Raw genomic sequence first — 18,378 nt, forward strand, 5'->3', positions numbered from 1 at the left:
GTTCCGAACACGCCGACTCGCGATGGGGGCGAGCATGTCCATGCTAAAAGGATCCAATAGTCCGGTGTCGGCGCAGCAGGTACGCGTCGAATTGGGGTGGCGCTCAGGGCCGGGAGTGCCTGATGTCGACGCCTCGGCACTCCTGCTCGCTTCCGCGAAGGTCCGTTCCGACGCGGACTTTGTCTTCTACAACCAGCCGACGCATGGATCCGGGGCCGTACGCCACGAGGGAAAGCGGACCGCGGCGGGCAGCGTGACCGACGAAGTCGCGGTCGACCTCGCGCGCGTGGAGCCCGAGATCGAGCGGATCGTACTGGCGGCTTCCGCCGACAGCGGCAGCTTCGGACAGGTTCCCGGGCTGTACATCAGAGTTCTTGACGCGGCGTCCGGCGCCGAGATCGCCCGGTACGACAGCGAGGACGCGACCGTCGAAACGGCCTTCGTGCTCGGCGAGCTCTACCGGCGACAGGGTGCGTGGAAGTTCCGGGCGGTGGGGCAGGGCTACTCCTCCGGCCTTCAGGGTCTCGCGACGGACTTCGGCATCACGGTCGACGAAACGCAGCAGGCGGGGCCTGCCGAGGTGCCCGTCGCGGCTCCGGTGACGCCCTCGGCGCCCGTATCGCGGCCCGCCTCGCCGCCGTCCGCGCCCGCGCCCGCCGCGCCTGCTTCCGCTCCCGTACGCCTCACCAAGGTCACCCTGACGAAGGACACGCCTTCCGTCTCCCTCACCAAACAGGGCGGCACCTCCGGTGCCATGCGGGTCAACCTCAGCTGGCAGGTGCGCAAGCAGTTCAAGGGCTGGGGCGCCAAGCTCGGCCGCGCCATCGCCATGCATGGCGACCTCGACCTCGACCTGTGCGCTCTCTACGAACTCACCGACGGCCGCAAGGGTGTCGTTCAGGCGCTCGGCAACGCCTATGGCGCGCTCCACCAGCCGCCGTTCATTCATCTCGACGGCGACGACCGCACCGGCGGCACATCCGGCGAGAACCTCACCATCAACCTCGACCACAAGGACATGCTCCGCCGGGTCGTCATCTTCGTGACCATCTACGAAGGCGCACGGAGCTTCGCCGACCTGGACGCGACCGTCACACTCCAGCCGCAGCACGGCGCCGCCATCGACTTCTCGCTCGGCGAGTGCACCGTACCGTCGACCGTCTGCGCGCTCGCGCTGATCACCAACACCGGCTCCGACCTCGTCGTCCAGCGCGAGGCCCGCTTCCTGGTCCCCGAACGCGGCGTGAGCCCGCAGCGCACCATCGACTACACCTACGGCTGGGGCATGAACTGGACACCCGGCCGCAAATGAGGCCAACGGCAAATGAAGCCAACGGCAAGTGACGCCACCGGCGGGCGACGCCGCCCGCGATGAGGGCGTCACCGGTCCGGCGCGGCCTCTGGACGGACGTATGTGCGCCCCTTCCATGCCGCGCCGCGACCCCGGTGGTGGAGCACCGCCGAGTCGACGGTCATTAGGAGATAGAGCAGCGCGGTGAACGGCAGCAGAGCCGCGAGCGCCGGCGGCTGCCGGTAGTAGCGCAGCATCGGCAGATACGTCCCTGTCATCACCGCCCACGCCAGACCTCCGGCCCAGGCGGCGACCGCGTCCCGCGTCAGCACACCGACGCACAGCGCGACGGGCGGCACGAGATACACCAGCGCGAGCCCCACCACCGTGCCCGCCAGCAGCAGAGGGCTGTGCAGCAGTTGCGCGTACGCGCTGCGCGACACCATCCGCCACAGATGCGCGAGCTTTGGATAGGCGCGCACACTGTCTACCTCGTCGGCCAGCCCCAGCCAGATCCGGCCGCCGGAGTTCTGGACCGCGCGTGCCAGCGACACATCGTCGATCACCGCCTGCCGGATCGACGCCGGTACACCCGCCCGCTCGGCCGCATCCGTACGCAGCAGCACACAGCCGCCCGCCGCGGCAGCCGTCCGCGCCCCCGGTCGGTTGACCCGGCGGAAGGGATAGAGCTGCGAGAAGAAGTAGACGAAGGCGGGCACCACAAGCCGTTCCCACCCGGTCGCGACCCGCAGCCGCGCCATCAGCGAGACGAGGTCAAGACCGTTCGTACGGGCCGCGGCCACCAGCTCGCGCAGGCTCTCCGGGCGGTGCGCGATGTCGGCATCGGTGAGCAGCAGATACTCCGGCTCTCGCCCCTGCGCCCGCGCGAGCGTGATGCCGTGCCGCAGCGCCCACAGCTTTCCCGTCCAGCCGGGCTCCGGTTCGCCGGGGGAGACCACCCGCAGTGGCAGACCGCCGTGGTGCTCGGCCAGTGCGCGGGCCAGTTCCCCGGTGCCGTCCGTACTGCCGTCGTCAACGAGAACGATCTCCGCACGACCGGGGTAGTCCTGCGCCAGCAGTGACGGCAGGCTGACCGGCAGCACCTCCGCCTCGTCCCTGGCGGGCACGACAATGGCGACATCCGGCCACTGGTCAGGGGTTTGACGCCGGGGCAGCCGCTGATCCGTACGCCAGAAGAAGCCCTGCCCGAGCAGCAGCCATCCCCATGCGGTCAGCGAGGCCACGGAGATCCAGGCAAGGGCGCTCATTCGCCGCAGTCTGCCCCATGACGCGGGGTCGCGAGGGCGGTCGACTATGGTGACCGAGTGAAGATCGCGCTCATGGACTCCGGATTCGGCCTTCTCGCCGCTGCCGCCGCCGTGCGCAGGCTGCGGCCGGACGCGGATCTCGTCCTCTCCTCCGACCCCGACGGCATGCCCTGGGGCCCCCGTACACCGGACGATCTCACCGTGCGCGCCCTCGCCGTGGCCCGCGCCGCCGCCGCGCACGGCCCCGACGCGCTGATCATTGCCTGCAACACCGCCTCAGTGCACGCGCTCGCCACCGTCCGTACGGAGCTGGAGCCGGGGATCCCGGTCATCGGCACCGTCCCCGCGATCAAGCCTGCCTCGGCCGGCGGCGGACCCGTCGCCATCTGGGCCACGCCCGCCACCACCGGCAGCGCGTATCAGCGTGGCCTCATCCGGGACTTCGCCGGCTCGGTCGCCGTCACTGAGGTGCCCTGCCCCGGACTCGCGGACGCTGTGCAGCAGGCGGACGAGGACGCCATCGACCGGGCGGTGGCCGTAGCGGCTGCCCTCACGCCCCGCGATGTAAGGGCCGTCGTCCTGGGCTGCACCCATTACGAGCTGGTCGCGGAACGCATCCGGGCAGCGGTACAGCCCCGCGGCCTGCCGCCGGTGGTCCTGCACGGATCGGCCGGAGCGGTCGCCGCCCAGGCGCTGCGTCGTCTCGGCGAGCTGCCCACGCCCGACGCGCCGCCGAGCTCACTTCTCACGGTAGTGCTCAGCGGGCGCGAATCCGCGCTGCCCGACCACGCCCTCGCCTACGCCGAAGGCCGCCTGCTCCAGGCCGTAAGCCCCGCCCGCCGATAGCCTCCGGTCCGCTTCGTACGGCTCTGGACCGCTCCCGTAGGCCCTCGGCGCGCGGCTCCGTACCGCTGGTCGCCACTGACGCTCCGTATCTGATCCTTCTGCCGAGCCACAGGCGCGCGTCGGGAATCTGGGTACGCTGCTAGCCATGAGGGACCCATCCCGTGCCGAGGACCATCCCCAAGAACCCCCGCCCGCCGTCTGGACCGGCCGTGCGACCAACCGTGCGCAGTGGCTGCTTGCCGCAGCGGGCGCGGGCTGCATGGCGCTCGGCATCGAGCTGGCCGTCGACTCCAACTGGACCTCCGGCATCGTCCCCCTGCTGATGTCCGTGATCGGGTGTGTGGCGGCGGGGCTGCTGATCCTCTACGGGACCCTCGCATTCGTCCATGTGGCGGTAAAGGTGGACAGCGATGCGGTCGAGGTGCGCTGCGGCCATATCGGCCTGCCGCGTCGGCGGATCCCGCTGGCCCATGTGGTGGGCGCGGAGTTCGCTCCGAAGGTCACCCCGAGGCAGTGGGGCGGCTGGGGCTACCGCTGGCGGCCCGAGAAGGGCACCGCCGTGGTGGTACGCCGTGGTGAGGGCGTCGTCGTCACGCTGGGCGACGGCCGGATCTTCACCGTCACCGTGGACGAGGCGGAAGACGCGGTACGAGTCATCCGCGAACGGCTCCGGCGCGCGGGGATCGGCAGACCCGTCAAGATCAGCAAGACGGGCACGACCGGCAAGACGGGCACGGCCGGCAAGACGGGCACGGCCGGCAAGGCTGGCACGGCCGGCAAGGCTGGCACGACCGGCACGACCGGCAAGGCTGGCACGACCGGCAAGGCTGGCACGACCGGCACGACCGGGACGACCGGGACGACCGGCACGGAGACGGCGACCGGCAAGACCTTCAAAGCCTGAGGGCCCGGGACCCGCTGGCGTTCTCGAAGTCAGAGCGTCGTCCGGTTGTCCGCCTTCGCCTCGTCCGTCGGCCGGGCGATGTGCGTACCGCGAGCCGTGGAGCTGTCGCTCGCGACACGAGCCGTCGCGAGCCCCGCGAGCAGCCCCGTCCCCGCCGTCACCGGGGCAAAGCTGAGTGAGTTGCCGATGCCCGCCAGGACCGCCAGCGCGGTGAGCGCGGCTCCCGCGCTGAGCACCACGGGCGTGGAGCGGGGCGAGCGCCACAATCCGTACAAGATCCAGCCGAACGCCGCGCCCAGCAGCGTCACGCCCACCACGCCCTGTTCGGCCGCCTGCTGGAAGGGGGCGGAATGCGGCTTTCCGTCGGAGCCGGCCGACTGCTGTGCGGTGGTGCTCAGCACGCCGAAACGGTGGGGGCCCACGCCCCGTACCGGATCCTCCCTGGCGAGAGCGACCGCGTCCTGCCACAGCGCCACCCGGTTCTGCGTCAGCTGACCCTCCAGGGAGACCGTCAGCCCGTCCGGGAGAGCGTTCTCGGCCACACCCCACGACGTGGCGACCACCAGCCCGGTCGCGAGGGCGAGACCGGTGAGCGCTACCCCACGCTGACGCATCCGGACCGCCGCGAGCGAGCAGAGCAGTATGCCGATGGCAGCCGCGAAGGCGGGGCCGGAACCCAGCGCCAGCGCGGTACAGGCGACTGCGAGAGCGAGCATCCGCAGTCCGAGCGCCAGGGCTACCGAACGGGCGGCGGCAGCCGCGCAGCAGGCCGCGCCCGCGGAGAGGACCAGCAGCGCGGCGGCAGCCGCTGTGTGGCCTGGCTGGATGGGCGAGCCGACCGCCGCGCCCGGCACTCCCTGGCGTGAGGCGATGGCCAGAGCGAGTGCGGCGAGTGCGGTGGCCGACGCGGCGGCGACCGGCAGGAGGGTGCCGCAGATACGGCCGCAGGCGTAGCCCGCGGCGACGGCGAACACGGCGAGCAGCGCACCCTCGGGCCGTGCCTCACGGCCCACCGCGCTGATCAGCGACCACACGGCGCAGCCACTGAGGATGACAACGCCGGCGACATCGGTCGCGCTGCCGCGCTCCCGCGCGGTGGACCGGCCGTCCGGTGCAGCCATCCCGTCGCCCCCCCGACCTGTGACGGGCCCCGCCGACAGCCGAACAGATCACACAGATCACAGAGTCGGGTAGCAGGGACTGGCGCACACGCTAACGGCAGTGACAGGGGTTTGTGGATGGAATGCGCAGGAACGTTACGGCAGTCGATGCGGACCGGTGCGGACCGATGCGGACCCGACGTGGACTTGATGCGGACCCGACTTTCGGGCGGGCTGCGGACCGCACACGGGACCGGACTGCCGTGGCACAGCTCGCCGCCGTAGACTCCGGCAGGTGAGCGCCACCATCACCACCGTCGACACCCCCCAGCCCGCCGCCTCCGCCGGCCGACCGCTGCAGCGACGGCTGCTGCGGCCCGGTGTTGCCGTGCTGTCCGGGGTGCTGCTCTTCGCGAGCTTCCCGCCACGCCCCCTGTGGTGGCTGGCGCTGCCGGCCTTCGCCCTGCTCGGCTGGACGCTGTACGGACGCCGCCTGAAGCCCGCGTTCGGCCTCGGCTACCTCGCCGGACTCGGGTTTCTGCTGCCCCTCCTCATGTGGACCGGCGAGGAGGTCGGCCCGGTGCCATGGGTGGCGCTGGTCGCGCTGGAGTCCGTCTTCATCGCATTCGCCTGCATGGGGATCGCGGCCCTCTCCAGGCTCCCGGTATGGCCGCTGTGGGGCGCGGCCGTCTGGATCGTGGGCGAGGCGGCACGCGCGCGTGCCCCCTTCGGCGGCTTCCCCTGGGGCAAGATCGCCTTCGGGCAGGCGGACGGCGTCTTCCTGCCGCTCGCGGCGGTCGGCGGGACACCGCTGCTCAGTTTCGCGGTCGTCCTGTGCGGTTTCGGCCTGTACGAGACCGTCCGCAGGGCCCGCGCGTACCGGCGTACCGGCGAGCTGCCACGCGGCCCCCTTGCCGCCGCGCTGCTCACGCTGCTCCTGCCGGTCACCGGGGCCCTCGCCGCGCTGCCGCTCGTCGACGCCTCCGCCGAGGACGGCACCGCCAACGTCGCCGCGATCCAGGGCAACGTGCCGCGCCTCGGGCTCGACTTCAACTCCCAGAGGCGCGCGGTCCTCGACAACCACGCCCGCCGCACCGAGGAACTTGCCGCGGATGTGAAGGCGGGCAAGGTGGCCCGGCCGGACTTCGTCCTGTGGCCGGAGAACTCCTCGGACCTCGACCCGTACCGCAATGCCGATGCCCGCCTGGTCATCGACCAGGCGGTGAAGGCCATAGGTGTGCCGACCGTGGTCGGCGCGGTCGTGACCCCCGAGACAGGCACGCTCCGCAACACCCTGATCAAGTGGGATCCCGTGCGCGGCCCCGTCGAGACCTACGACAAGCGGCATGTCCAGCCGTTCGGTGAGTACATCCCGATGCGGCCCGTCGTACGGCTCTTCAACTCGGACGTGGACCGGGTGAGCCGCGACTTCGGGCCGGGGGACAAGGTGGGCGTCTTCGATCTGGCGGGGACCAAGGTCGGGCTGGTCACCTGCTTCGAGGCGGCGTTCGACGGGGCGGTGCGGGACACCGTCACGAACGGCGCCCAGCTCATCTCCGTACCCAGCAACAACGCCACCTTCGGGCGCAGCGAGATGACGTATCAGCAGCTGGCGATGTCGCGGGTGCGGGCCGTGGAGCACGGGCGTTCCGTCGTCGTCCCGGTGACCAGCGGGGTCAGCGCGGTGATCATGCCGGACGGGAAGATCGTCCAGAAGACGAAGATGTTCACCCCGGACGCCCTGGTCGCGGAGGTCCCGCTGCGCTCGTCGCTCACTCCGGCGACCCGGCTGGGGAGCTGGCCGGAAGGGATCCTGGTGCTGCTCGCCGCCGGCGGTGCGGGCTGGGTCGCCGCCCAGGCCGTACGGGCTCGGGGGCAGCGGCGCGAGGAGCCGCAGCGGCAGGAGGAGCGGGGCGCCGCGCCCGAGGGCGGTTAGGGTCGAGGTCATGGCAACTCCTGACTTCATTCGCGAGCTCCGGGCCAGTGCGGGCCATCAGCTGCTTCTTCTGCCGGGCGTCAGCGCGGTCGTCTTCGACGACGAGGAGCGAGTGCTGCTGGCGAGGCGGGCGGATACCGGCGGCTGGTCGATCGTCGGCGGGATTCCGGAGCCGGGGGAGCAGCCGGCCGTGACGGCCGTGCGCGAGGTGTACGAGGAGACCGCGGTCCACTGTGTGGCCGAGCGGGTCGTACTCGTCCAGGCGCTGCGGCCGGTCATCTACCCCAACGGCGACAATTGCCAGTACATGGACATCGCCTTCCGCTGCCGGGCGGTGGGCGGCGAGGCGCGGGTCAACGACGACGAGTCGCTCGAGGTGGGGTGGTTCGCCCTGGACGCGCTGCCGGAGCTCGAGGAATTCGCGCTGTTCCGGATCAAGCAGGCGCTGAACGAGGAACCAGCATGGTTCGAACCCACCCCTGAGCTGTGAAGTATGGGTGGTGACCATATCGGGTGGCGAGTGATCCCTGCCTAGGGTGCGAGGCATGACCGCCGCCACCACCACACCAGGTTCCGCCCCCCGTTCCGTCTCCCGTCCCATCCCCCGGCCCTCTCCCTTGCCCCGGCCGCGCCCCTCTCCCGTCGCTCTCGATCTCGGCGGCCGTACCGCGTTGGTCACGGGCGCGGCCGGCGGCATCGGCCGCGCCTGCGCGGTGCGGCTCGCGGCTGCCGGAGCGAAGGTCAGGGCCGTGGACCGGGACGGCGAGGGACTCGACGCGCTTGCCGCGCACTCGGCCGGACTGGGGCTGGCCGGGGCCGTCGAACCGGAGGTCCTGGATCTCACGGATCTCGACGCGGCGGAGGCGGTGGCGGCGGGGGCGGACATCCTGGTCAACAACGCGGGGCTGCAACTGGTCCGGCCCATCGAGGAGTTTCCGCCGGACGTCTTCCACACCGTGCTCACCGTGATGCTGGAAGCGCCGTTCCGGCTGATCAGAGGCGCGCTGCCGCACATGTACGCGCAGGGTTGGGGGCGGATCGTCAATATCTCCTCCGTGCATGGGCTGCGCGCCTCTGCTTTCAAGTCCGCGTATGTGTCCGCCAAACACGGTCTTGAGGGGCTCTCCAAAACCGCGGCCCTTGAGGGCGCTCCGCATGGGGTGACATCAGTCTGCGTGAACCCCGGCTATGTGCGTACGCCACTGTTGGAGAGGCAGCTCGCCGATCAGGCGGAGGCCCACTCCGTTGCCGAGGACCGGGTACTCGCCGAAGTGCTGCTGAAGGACTCCGCGATCAAGCGGCTCATCGAGCCCGAGGAGGTCGCCGAAGCGGTGCTGTATCTGTGCACGCCGCAGGCATCCTTCATCACCGGCACCTCACTCGCCCTCGACGGCGGCTGGACGGCCCACTAGGTCAGGACAGCCCACTAGGTCTGGACGGCCCGACCACCAGGCCCTCAGGAGTGACGCAGTTGTCCACAACGGCTGCGTCGTCCACAGGGCTGGCGCGAGCACCCGTACGGCAGGAATCCTGTGTCCATGTCCCTCGATCAAGCCTCCTACCTGGAGCTCCTCGCACACGGCGCCGCCTCGGAGGCGTACGACCGGCCGGTGCTGCTCGCCCGCGCGAGCGGCGCCGGACCCGAGACGCTCACCTCGCTGGAGCACGCCAAGCAGCTCGCACTGCGGGTGCGCGCCGAGCTGGAGGGCCGGCGCCGGCGCGAGGCCGAACTGTCCGCGCTCTTCGAGACCGCGCACGACCTGGCGGGTCTGCGCGATCTGGACGCCGTCCTGCGGGCGATAGTGCAGCGCGCCCGCTCGCTGCTGGGCTCGGAGGTCGCCTATTTGAGCCTCATGACCCGGCCGCGGGCGACACCTATATGCGGGTCACCGAGGGCTCGGTATCAGCGCGCTTCCAGCAGCTGCGGCTGGGCATGGGCGAGGGGCTCGGCGGCCTTGTCGCCCAGACTGCCCGTCCGTATGTCACCGACAGCTATTTCGACGATGCCCGCTTCGAGCACACCAGGACGATCGACACGGCCGTGAAGGACGAGGGCCTGGTGGCCATCCTCGGAGTGCCGCTGCTGCTCGGCAGCCAGGTCATCGGCGTGCTCTTCGCCGCCGACCGCCGCGTCAGAGTCTTCGAACGCGAACAGGTCGCGCTGCTCGGCTCCTTCGCCGCCCACGCCGCCGTCGCGATCGACACCGCGAACCTGCTGGCGGAGACCCGCTCGGCGCTCGCCGAGCTGGAGCGGGCCAATGAGATCATCCGGGACCACAGCGGCGTCATCGAACGGGCCGCGGAGGTCCACGACCGGCTGACCGAGGTGGTGCTGCGCGGCGGCGGTGTCCATGATGTGGCCGCCGCGCTCTCCGAAGTCCTCGAAGGAAGAGTCGAGTTCACGGACACCGATCTTGAGGCGGCAGGCGCGGACGGCCGCGCGATACGGCACGGAGGCGAGTGGGTGGCAGCCGTGTCGGCTGGTGGCGAGCTGCTGGGGGCTCTGGTGCTGCGCGGCCATCCCGACCTCGACCCCGTCGACCAGCGCACCCTGGAGCGCGCCGCCATGGTCACCTCACTGCTGCTGCTCGCCCGTCGCTCCGCCCACGACGCCGAACAGCGCGTACGGGGAGAACTGCTCGATGATCTCCTGGACGCGCCCGACCGGGACCCCCGGCTGCTGCGCGAACGGGCGGCGCGGTTGCGGGCGGACCTCGACGCCCCGCATGTGGTGCTGGCGGCCCGGATCGACGGCCCCGCCACCAATGCCACCAACGCCGCCAACGCCACCGACCGGGAGACAGGCCGACAGGAGACGGCGGACCGCCGGATCGCGGACCGGCAGCGCCTGTGGTCCGCCGCTTCACACCTGGCCGCGACTCACTCGGGCCTGGCCGCGGCCCGTGACGGCGGTGCCGTACTGCTGCTGCCACTGGGCCCCGACGACAGCGCGGCAGACCTAGCCCGCCAGACCGCGAGACAACTGGGCGGCACGCTGCGGGAGTTGGTCACCGTCGGCGCGTCCCTGCCGGTCCCCGCCCCTGTCGGCGACCCGAGCCCGATAGCGGACGCGTACGCGCAGGCGCGGCGCTGCCTGGACGCCCTGCGTCTGCTGGGCCGCTCCGGTCAGGGCGCCGCTCCACCGGACTTGGGGTTCCTCGGCCTGCTGCTCGCCGATCCCGGCGACATCGACGGTTTCGTCCGGCGCACGATGGGCGAGGTCATTGACTACGACCGTCGCCGCGGCACCGACCTGGTCCACACGCTCGACGCGTACTTCGCGAGCGGGATGAGCCCGGCCCGTACGAAGGACGACCTGCACGTCCATGTGAACACCGTGGCCCAGCGGCTGGAGCGAATAGGCCGGTTGCTCGGCTCTGACTGGCAGTCACCGGCCAGATCGCTGGAGATCCAGTTGGCGCTGCGTCTGCATGCGATGTCCACGGCCGTCGCGCACTGAACGCGGGCGCCGCGCAGACCCGGCCGGGCCCGCGCGGTGCGGTGTCGACGAGTGCGACCCTGCTGTCGCAGCCTCAGGCAGTTCCGGTCCGCGCGTCCGCCGGCGCGTCCGTCGGCCGAGTGGGGCTGACCACGGGCGGGTGCACCACCGGCTCTCCCCCCTCCTCCTCGACGGCCGTCAGATCCCGGTGACGTGTCTCCTTCGCGCAGCCGACGGCTACGACGGTGAGCAGCGCCGCGGCGATGACGTACAGGGCGATCGGTGTCGATGAGCCGTAGTCGGCGAGCAGTGCGGTCGCGATCAACGGCGCGGGCGCCCCGGCCGCGACCGAGGAGAACTGTGCGCCGATGGAGGCCCCGGAGTAGCGCACGCGCGTCGAGAACATCTCGGAGAAGAAGGCGGCCTGCGGGGCGTACATAGCCCCGTGCAGGACGAGTCCCACCGTGACGGCGAGCAGCAGACTGCCGAAGCTCCCGGAGTCGATGAGTGCGAAGAAGGGGAACATCCAGGCGCCGACACCGATGGCACCGATGAGATACACCGGCCTGCGCCCGATCCGGTCCGAGAGTGCGCCCCATGCGGGGATCACCACGAAGTGCACGGCGGAGGCGATGAGTACGGCATTGAGCGCGGTCTGCCTGCTCAGCTGAACGGCGGTCGTCGCGTACACGAGGATGAAGGCGGTGATGACGTAGTAGCTGATGTTCTCGGCCATCCGCGCGCCCATGGCCACCAGCACCTCACGCCAGTGATGGCGGACCACGGTGACGAGCGGCAGCTTCTCCTCCCGCCCCGCCGCCTTGCGCTCCGCGGCCTGCGCCAGCGCGGCTTTGAAGACTGGCGATTCATCGACAGAGAGACGAATCCACAAGCCTATGAACACCAGCACCCCGGAGAGGAGGAACGGTATACGCCAGCCCCAGGAGATGAACGCGCCGTCCGACATCAGAGCGGTGAGCGCGGAGAGCACCCCCGTCGCGAGCAACTGCCCGGCGGGCGCGCCGGTCTGCGGCCAGGACGCCCAGAACCCGCGCCGTTCGGCATCGCCGTGCTCCGACACCAGCAGGACGGCTCCGCCCCACTCACCACCGAGGGCGAACCCCTGCACCAGCCGCAACACCGTGAGCAGCACGGGCGCGGCGCTGCCGATGGTGGCATGCGTCGGCAGCAACCCGATGGCAAAGGTCGCCCCGCCCATCAGCAGCAGACTGAGCACCAGGAGCTTTTTACGGCCGAGGCGGTCGCCGTAATGCCCGAAGACGAGCGCCCCGAGCGGTCGTGCGGCGAACCCGACGGCGTAGGTGAGGAAGGAGAGCAGAGTTCCGACGAGCGGATCGGAGCCGGGAAAGAACAGCTTGTTGAAGACCAGCGCGGCGGCCGATCCGTACAGAAAGAAGTCGTACCACTCGATAGTGGTCCCGACGAGGCTCGCGGCGACGATGCGCTTGAGGGAACTGGGCGCTGGGGGAGCGGATGCGGGGGCGGCCATGAACACCACTTCCGGACAGTTGGCGGGGACGTTTCCGTGTTGCCACACCGTAGAAACGCGCAGGTCAGCGGCCCATGTGGCGGGACACCATAGTTCTTGGGCCCGGTGTGCGCGGGGCCAACATGCGAGGCGCGTCGACGTTGCTCTGAGGGGCGCAGGGAAGGCCAACAGACGCCTGTCTGAGTTGCGCTGTTCGGCATGGTTTGGGGGCCCGGTGCTGACTCCCGTGCTGGTTTGGTGCTGACTACGCAGCGTTGAACCTCGACATTCGGCATGGATCGGGTACTTGCACACCAGGCGCTGGGCCGAGCCGAACTTGGGTGCACCGTGGCGGCTGTCCATGGGACGTTGGCCCGTGAATGGCCCGGATCTTGGTCGGCTGGGCGAATGGATTCTGGCGAGGGGTGAGCAGCGAGGTGCGCAGTGCTGCCCCGGTCAGCATGTCGAGCACTGCCAGGTCGTCGGTGAGGACCGGTGCCGACGACTCACCAACCGGCTCGGCAAGGAATGCCGGACCAGACGCCCGTCCGCCCGCTCGCGGCGCCGGCCGCCGGCTGCCGTCAATACACTGGCCCCACTGAAGTCGATCCGCGCTGCCTGCCCGGACGGCCCCATCTACGTGATCTGGCTGTCCGCTTACCGGGGCCAGAAGATCCGCGCCTGGGTAAAGAAGCGCCGGTCGAGCTGTGCTTCACTCCGACCGACGCGTCCTGGGCCAACCTGATCGAGGCCTACTTCGGGCCACTGCGGCAGTTCACCATCGCCAACTCAAACCACTCAAACCACTCGAACCACTCGGTGCAGACCAGGGCCCTGCACACGTAGCTGCACCGGTGCCACGTCAATGTCCGCTATCCCGTCGTCCTCGCCGCCCAACGCCGCGAACGCACGCGCATCCGCAGTGAGAAGGGCATCGGCGGGGCGGACGCCCCCTCGCCGAAGCGGAGTGACGGCCGAAGGTCAGAAGCCTCGGAACACCCCGTCCTCATCGACGGCCGCGGCGAAGTCCTTGAAGTCCATGTTCGAGATCGACAGGTTGTTTTCGATACCCCACAGCTCCCTTGCCACGACACGGATGCAACGCCCGTGTTCTTCCCACAGATCCAGGACGAGCAGTGGCAGCTCCTTTGAGGCCAGGGCCATCGCATCCGCCAGGATCAGGAGCGGAGGCCGATACCCAACCGGAAGCAGACCGAGCGCCTCCTCAGCAGTCACCCCTGCGAACTGACGGTCGTCGACGAGTTCGACACAGGCCATGAAGCCGTCGTCGCTCGGCAAGGACAGCGCCACCCTCAGAGCTTCCCACGCGGCGTCACGGGAGAAGTCGGTACGTACAACCAGCGCATCCGAACTACAGGGCAGCTCAGTCATGCGCAGACAGTACTGCCGGCGCGGAGAACCTCCCCCGTCATGGCACTAGCCAGGTGGACGTGTGGTCTTCGGTGATTCCGCGCGCCGCCGCAGCACGCTGCATGACTGCTTCCCGCACCTTGGGGTCGAGCTCCTGGTCGCCGCGCACCGGCTCCGACTTCCTCAACGAGCTGAAGGCGGCGGTGAGACCGACCCGAACGTCACCTGCAGGGTGATCACCAGCCGCAACGAGGAGGGCGTGGTCCGGGCCGCTGCCCGGTCTCCGGCCGCGAAGACGTCACGCGCTGCCGATCGTCTCGGCGAACCGTGACCAGTCGGTGAACTCCCAGTCCCAGCGGCGGCAGACGCGCTCCTTGGGGAGGTCGTCCCGCGAGGGGTCGAGCAGCATCAGCTGGGCGTGACGGCCGTCGCCGACAACGATGGCGAGCAGATAGCCGCCCGGTTCCATCAGCATGAGAGACATTTCGTTGTTGGTCATGGCGAACCGCGCATCGGGCCGGTCCACCTTCTTGACCTCGATCCGTACGGGCTTGCCCTGCGGATCCGTTCCCTCAAGGTCATAGCCGACGTTCTGTCCACTGACATCGCGCAGCGTCCAACCGAGCTGGTTGAGGTATTCCTTCGCCGCGAGCTCTGCCACCCTCCATCGCTTCAGTACGGACGCCAGGGAGCCGTCAGAGCGAGGGGCCGCCTTCGTCACACAGATTCCTTCGGCCGGGTCCGGGACGGCGGGCGTCTCCTCCTGCGAGGCGGTCTTGTGCACGAGCCTGCTCTCCGCCTCGGTGAGCTTCCGGCCGTGTGTGCGGGCGAGTTCCTTGAAATACTCACTGAGTCGCGAGCGCAGCGCGTCGGACAGCATGGTGGGGTCCGTCTCGGCCAGGGCGGCGGCGAAGTCGATGCTGCGCAGGCCCAGTACCGCCTTCAGCGTCCGGGCGGCGGCCTGACTGCGCGGCTCGTACAGCGCCGAAGGGGCGCCGCCGGGAAAGATGACGGCCACGTCCTGCGGCTCCAGCGGGAGTGGCGAGTGGGCGAACGACGGCCGCCGAGCGGTCATCTCCTCTCTCAGCGACGTCACGAGCAGCTTGCCGGCGGATGCGGTGGTCGAGACCATCACGCTGCGCAGGTCCTCGCCGTCCAGGACCAACTGCCACAGTCGCTCGAACGCGGGGTCGCCGGGCGAGCGCAGCCGCTCCGCGATCGCCCGGGCGGCGTCGGCGAGGACCCGGCGGGTCGACTCGTCCGCCGTCACCGCGTGGGTGCGGGACGGATCGGTGAGGATGTCGCCTGAGATGATGACGGGCAGGCCCACTTCGTCCTGGAGCGGCAGGAAGCATGCCAGACGGCCGCGTACGCCGGTCATGGCGAGAGCGCGTGCGTCGAGCGGCACTGCCACGGTCGCCACACCGTGCCGCAGCAGACCGAACGCCGCTTCGTCCTCGCCCAGGCGCAGCACGACCCGCGAGGTGTCCCGTTCGATGAGGATGTCCTGACGTGCGGTCGCGGTTGACGTCCGGATCCGCGTCACGTTCCGCAGAAACAGCACGCTGAGCGGGTCGAGCACGCCGGGTGCTCCCGTGGCGTCGGGCCGGCACATGACGGTGAAGGCCACGCCGTCGGCGGGCGCGTCCGTGTGCACCTCGGTGGGTATCCGGATCAGCGGCACCGCCTTCTCGTCCGGGTCGCCGAGCAGCGCCGCGGCGGCCGTCCTGTCGAACGCGAAACGCACGTCCGCCGAGCGGACTTCGATCCGGGAGGCGATCGCCGCGAGTGATTTGAAGCCGATGCCCCGGTACCCGATCGAGTCACCGCCGCGCGACTTGGTGGAGTTGGCGCTGCGGCACAGCGCCTCCACGTCCGCCGCGTCCAGGGGCCGGCCGTCGTTGCTCCAGCGGAACCGGCCCTGCCCCAGGTCCTCGACCACCACGGACGTGGAGCCGGCGTCGTCGGAGTTCTGGAGCAGTTCGTACGGCACCCGGTCGCGGTAGGTGTCGGCGAGCAGCTCCTCCATCCGCGAGATCTCGCGGAAGAGCCCCGGTGCCTGCACATGCTCGCGTACGAGGGTCTCCTGCAGGGCGGCGACGGCTGCCATCAGGCCGGTCACAGGTCGTCCGCGTCCAGCATGCGCACCACGACGCGGGTCGGATCGCCGGACAAGTCGTCCAGGTCGAACGAGCACTGGGCGATCCAGCGCGGCTGACGCGACGGCAGCGCGGCGCCCTCCCCCACGGGAACCCTCCCGTACAGCGACACCTCGCGCTTGTCGAGCAGGAAGTCGGTTCCATCCAGCACCTCGACGGCGAGTCCGGGCATGGAGACCTCGAAGGGGCACTCGGCCTGGATGTCGTATTCGCCCTCGATGTCGTCGCCCCGCCACGACTCCATGGCGATGAAGTCGGCCAGCAGCTCCCTGGCCGATCCGAACTCGGCGAACCCACCGAGACGTACCTGCAACGAGCCCTCGTGCCCCTTGCCGACGATCGTGGCGTCACAGGCGGTGGGCTTGAGCCGCACGGCCTCATGAACCGTCTCGTCGATCAGCTCGACGGGCACCGGCTTCGTCTTCGACGAGGGCCAGATCAGATCAAGGTCGGTTTCGCCCAGGTCGAAGGAGGTGACCTGGAGCTTGATCTTGTCGGGCTTGACGCGCTTCGAGCACTCCCAGGTGCTGCTGGACTTGGAGAACCGCACCGGCCGCTTGCCGACCTTCTTGATCCTCTCCAGCAGGGCGTGCGTGTAGCTGACCAACTCGGGCCGGTCCGCCGGGCTCAGCCCCAGCAGAAGGGTGGGCGGGTAGTCGTCGTCCTCGCCCCGCTGGAAACGGTCGGACCAGTCCTCACGCAGGAACCGCGCCGTGCCCGATACGACGATCTCCTGGAAGTGCGTGTCGTCGAAGCTGTCCGTGACAAGCCGCGCCCGCACGTTCTCGACCTGCCATCCGACGAGTGACAGAGCCAACTCGTCAACTTCCACTTCGAGTTCCTCGGTCTTCTTGCCCATCGACGACTCGCCCCTCCCACATACATCTTCACAGGTCAGCCCAGATATGCGGGTGACGTGCAGACGATAACCCCTCCTCTTCACGCAGTAGCCACGGCCCCGCCTCCGCCTCGGCGAGGAACCAGGGCGTGTGTCGAAAGTGGATCTCAGACGTGGAATGATCTTGGTTCGTGGGGGCCATTCCGGCGTAATACCGTCCAGAGTTTGCTCGGGGCTACCATTCGTGTTTGTCAGCTTGATTTACTGCAGGCACCACGCGTGGTGGGCGTCGTCCAGAAGATCACGCAGACTGAGCCCGTGACTGACATCACCGTCGACCTCGTACGCGCACTGGTCTCCGAGCAGTTCCCCGAGTGGGGCGATCTCCCGGTCCAGTCCGTGGCCCGCCAAGGCTGGGACAACCGGACCTTCAGACTCGGCGACCGGCTGGCCGTACGCCTGCCCAGCGCCGAAGGCTACGTAGCCGGCATCGAAAAGGAAGACCGCTGCCTGCCCACCCTGGCCAAGCATCTGCAGATACCTGTTCCGGCCCCGGTCGCAACCGGTCGCCCGGCGGCGGGCTATCCGTTTCCGTGGTCGGTACGCCACTGGCTGCCCGGAGACACTGTTGAGGCCGCCACGGCCGTCGACCGCACTCAGCTGGCACGCGACCTCGGGACCTTTCTGACCGCCCTCCGAAAGGTGCCCACGCGGCAGGGACCGGCCAGCGGCCGTCATTCCTACTTCCGAGGCTGCCACCCCAGCGTCTACAGCGACCAGGTCGAGCACGCCCTCGACAAGCTCAAGGATGTCGTCGATGTCGCTGCCTGCCAGGCCATCTGGGCGAGCGCGCTGACCTCGGCCTGGCCGTTCCCGTCGACGTGGTTCCATGGCGACGTCGCCGTCGGCAACCTGCTCACCACCAACAAAAGGCTGTCCGCGGTCATCGACTTCGGCACCTGCGGCATCGGTGACCCCGCCTGCGACCTCGTCATGGCCTGGACTTACTTCGTCGGTGACGAGCGGAAGATTTTCCGGGAGACCGTCGGCCTTCCCGACGACGCCTGGCGACGCGCACGCGGGTGGGCGCTGTGGAAAGCGCTGGCGACCACGGCCGGCCTGTCCAGCCCCGACCCCGAAGGCTTTCAGGGCCGGGTTCTCGTCCACGTGCTCGAGGACCCGCTTATCGACTGACTTGGGGCCTCGTGCCGCGCCACCACTACCCGTACCGCACAGGGACATGGATCGAATGTGCTTGTCACAGCCACTCGTTGATGGCCGCGACGAGGACGGTCGTTTCGTGGCGCACGGCGAGTTTCTCGTAGCGGGTGGCCACGGCGCGGTGCCTTTTGAGGCGATTGATGCCGCACTCGACCGCGTGGCGCTCGCGGTGGTCGGCCTTGTCGAACTTCGGCGGACGGCCGCCGCCGGAGCCGCGTTTCTGGTGAGCTCGCCTATTCAACGGTCGCCCGTTTTTCGAGGGTCCACCCGGGTTGGTGACCGTGTGTGGTCGCCGGGGCCTATTCAGTCGATTCCTCTGGCTCGGCACTGCTGCAGATGTCAATGGGACATGGCACGACGCCCTACCAGCGAAGGGGAAGGACGGAGTGCTTCTCCAGGCAAGATGGCTGGTCTCTTCGGGTGGTCTGTGCTGTGCGGCATCTCGATAGAGGCCGTTTGGGTAATGGTGCTGTCGGCGCCCGCGGCCACTTTGCGTAACCTCGTTACCAGAAGGGC

At 69.7% G+C, this 18,378-nt stretch carries 13 protein-coding genes and 3 pseudogenes; 9 read left to right on the forward strand and 7 right to left on the reverse strand.

All coding sequences use genetic code 11. The features are described from left to right. The first annotated feature begins 34 nt into the window (after positions 1 to 34). The gene (locus ACIHCQ_RS16700; protein ID WP_399662547.1) at positions 35 to 1,312 is read left to right on the forward strand and encodes a TerD family protein; all 1,278 of its coding nucleotides are present in this window, start codon (positions 35 to 37) and stop codon (positions 1,310 to 1,312) included. Positions 1,313 to 1,380: 68 nt separating this feature from the next. On the opposite strand, the gene ACIHCQ_RS16705 is transcribed toward ACIHCQ_RS16700, so the two are convergent. Beyond that, a complete protein-coding gene (locus ACIHCQ_RS16705) occupies positions 1,381 to 2,559 on the reverse strand; it encodes a glycosyltransferase (protein WP_399662549.1) in 1,179 nt (392 codons plus the stop codon). 57 nt (positions 2,560 to 2,616) lie between these two features. Here ACIHCQ_RS16705 and ACIHCQ_RS16710 point away from each other — a divergent pair, with 57 nt between their 5' ends. Together ACIHCQ_RS16710 and ACIHCQ_RS16715 are read left to right on the forward strand one after the other, a co-directional pair. Continuing rightward, the gene (locus ACIHCQ_RS16710) at positions 2,617 to 3,405 is read left to right on the forward strand and encodes a glutamate racemase (protein ID WP_399662550.1); all 789 of its coding nucleotides are present in this window, start codon (positions 2,617 to 2,619) and stop codon (positions 3,403 to 3,405) included. A 145-nt stretch (positions 3,406 to 3,550) separates the two neighbouring features. Continuing rightward, positions 3,551 to 4,078 (forward strand): annotated as a pseudogene (locus tag ACIHCQ_RS16715) (hypothetical protein); the annotation flags it as partial. Between the two features lie 260 nt (positions 4,079 to 4,338). On the opposite strand, the gene ACIHCQ_RS16720 reads toward ACIHCQ_RS16715, so the two are convergent. Continuing rightward, entirely contained in the window at positions 4,339 to 5,430 is a 1,092-nt protein-coding gene (locus ACIHCQ_RS16720; RefSeq protein ID WP_399662551.1) for an O-antigen ligase family protein, read from the reverse strand. A gap of 274 nt (positions 5,431 to 5,704) precedes the next feature. On the opposite strand from ACIHCQ_RS16720, the gene lnt reads away from it, so the two are divergent. From lnt to ACIHCQ_RS16740, 4 genes and pseudogenes are all read left to right on the forward strand, one after another. Further along, positions 5,705 to 7,345 (forward strand): apolipoprotein N-acyltransferase, encoded by a 1,641-nt coding sequence (lnt, locus tag ACIHCQ_RS16725; protein WP_399662552.1) that lies wholly within the window; start codon positions 5,705 to 5,707, stop codon positions 7,343 to 7,345. 10 nt (positions 7,346 to 7,355) lie between these two features. Further along, on the forward strand, positions 7,356 to 7,835 hold the full coding sequence (locus ACIHCQ_RS16730) for an NUDIX hydrolase (RefSeq protein WP_399662554.1): 480 nt from the start codon (positions 7,356 to 7,358) through the stop codon (positions 7,833 to 7,835). 55 nt (positions 7,836 to 7,890) lie between these two features. After that, a complete protein-coding gene (locus tag ACIHCQ_RS16735) occupies positions 7,891 to 8,757 on the forward strand; it encodes a 3-hydroxybutyrate dehydrogenase (protein ID WP_399662556.1) in 867 nt (288 codons plus the stop codon). Between the two features lie 126 nt (positions 8,758 to 8,883). Next, positions 8,884 to 10,805, forward strand: a pseudogene (locus ACIHCQ_RS16740) (helix-turn-helix domain-containing protein). A gap of 73 nt (positions 10,806 to 10,878) precedes the next feature. Here the strand turns inward: ACIHCQ_RS16740 and ACIHCQ_RS16745 are convergent. Continuing rightward, positions 10,879 to 12,294, reverse strand: coding sequence for an MFS transporter (locus ACIHCQ_RS16745; protein ID WP_399662558.1), 1,416 nt, complete (start codon positions 12,292 to 12,294; stop codon positions 10,879 to 10,881). A 541-nt stretch (positions 12,295 to 12,835) separates the two neighbouring features. Between ACIHCQ_RS16745 and ACIHCQ_RS16750 the strand changes: the two are divergent. Then, positions 12,836 to 13,244: pseudogene (locus ACIHCQ_RS16750) on the forward strand (IS630 family transposase); the annotation flags it as partial. A 10-nt stretch (positions 13,245 to 13,254) separates the two neighbouring features. Here the strand turns inward: ACIHCQ_RS16750 and ACIHCQ_RS16755 are convergent. The 3 genes from ACIHCQ_RS16755 to ACIHCQ_RS16765 all read right to left on the reverse strand — a co-directional run bounded on the left by ACIHCQ_RS16755 (position 13,255) and on the right by ACIHCQ_RS16765 (position 16,662). Continuing rightward, entirely contained in the window at positions 13,255 to 13,665 is a 411-nt protein-coding gene (locus tag ACIHCQ_RS16755) for a DUF6924 domain-containing protein (RefSeq protein WP_399662560.1), read from the reverse strand. 277 nt (positions 13,666 to 13,942) lie between these two features. Beyond that, positions 13,943 to 15,766: a sacsin N-terminal ATP-binding-like domain-containing protein gene (locus ACIHCQ_RS16760; RefSeq protein WP_399662562.1), complete on the reverse strand. Its 1,824-nt coding sequence runs from the start codon at positions 15,764 to 15,766 to the stop codon at positions 13,943 to 13,945. Then, positions 15,763 to 16,662 carry a hypothetical protein gene (locus tag ACIHCQ_RS16765; protein WP_399662564.1) on the reverse strand — a complete coding sequence of 300 codons (900 nt, stop codon included), beginning with the start codon at positions 16,660 to 16,662 and terminating at the stop codon, positions 15,763 to 15,765. Before ACIHCQ_RS16765 ends, ACIHCQ_RS16760 begins: the two co-directional genes overlap by 4 nt. Before the next feature lie 297 nt (positions 16,663 to 16,959). Between ACIHCQ_RS16765 and ACIHCQ_RS16770 the strand changes: the two genes are divergently transcribed. Further along, entirely contained in the window at positions 16,960 to 17,835 is an 876-nt protein-coding gene (locus ACIHCQ_RS16770; RefSeq protein ID WP_399662566.1) for an aminoglycoside phosphotransferase family protein, read from the forward strand. Between the two features lie 64 nt (positions 17,836 to 17,899). Here ACIHCQ_RS16770 and ACIHCQ_RS16775 read toward each other — a convergent pair whose 3' ends face one another. Then, the gene (locus ACIHCQ_RS16775) at positions 17,900 to 18,103 is read right to left on the reverse strand and encodes a hypothetical protein (protein WP_399662568.1); all 204 of its coding nucleotides are present in this window, start codon (positions 18,101 to 18,103) and stop codon (positions 17,900 to 17,902) included. Positions 18,104 to 18,378: the final 275 nt, after the last annotated feature.

It is taken from the genome of Streptomyces sp. NPDC052236 (assembly GCF_044548015.1).
In the GTDB taxonomy this organism is placed as follows: Bacteria; Actinomycetota; Actinomycetes; order Streptomycetales; family Streptomycetaceae; genus Streptomyces.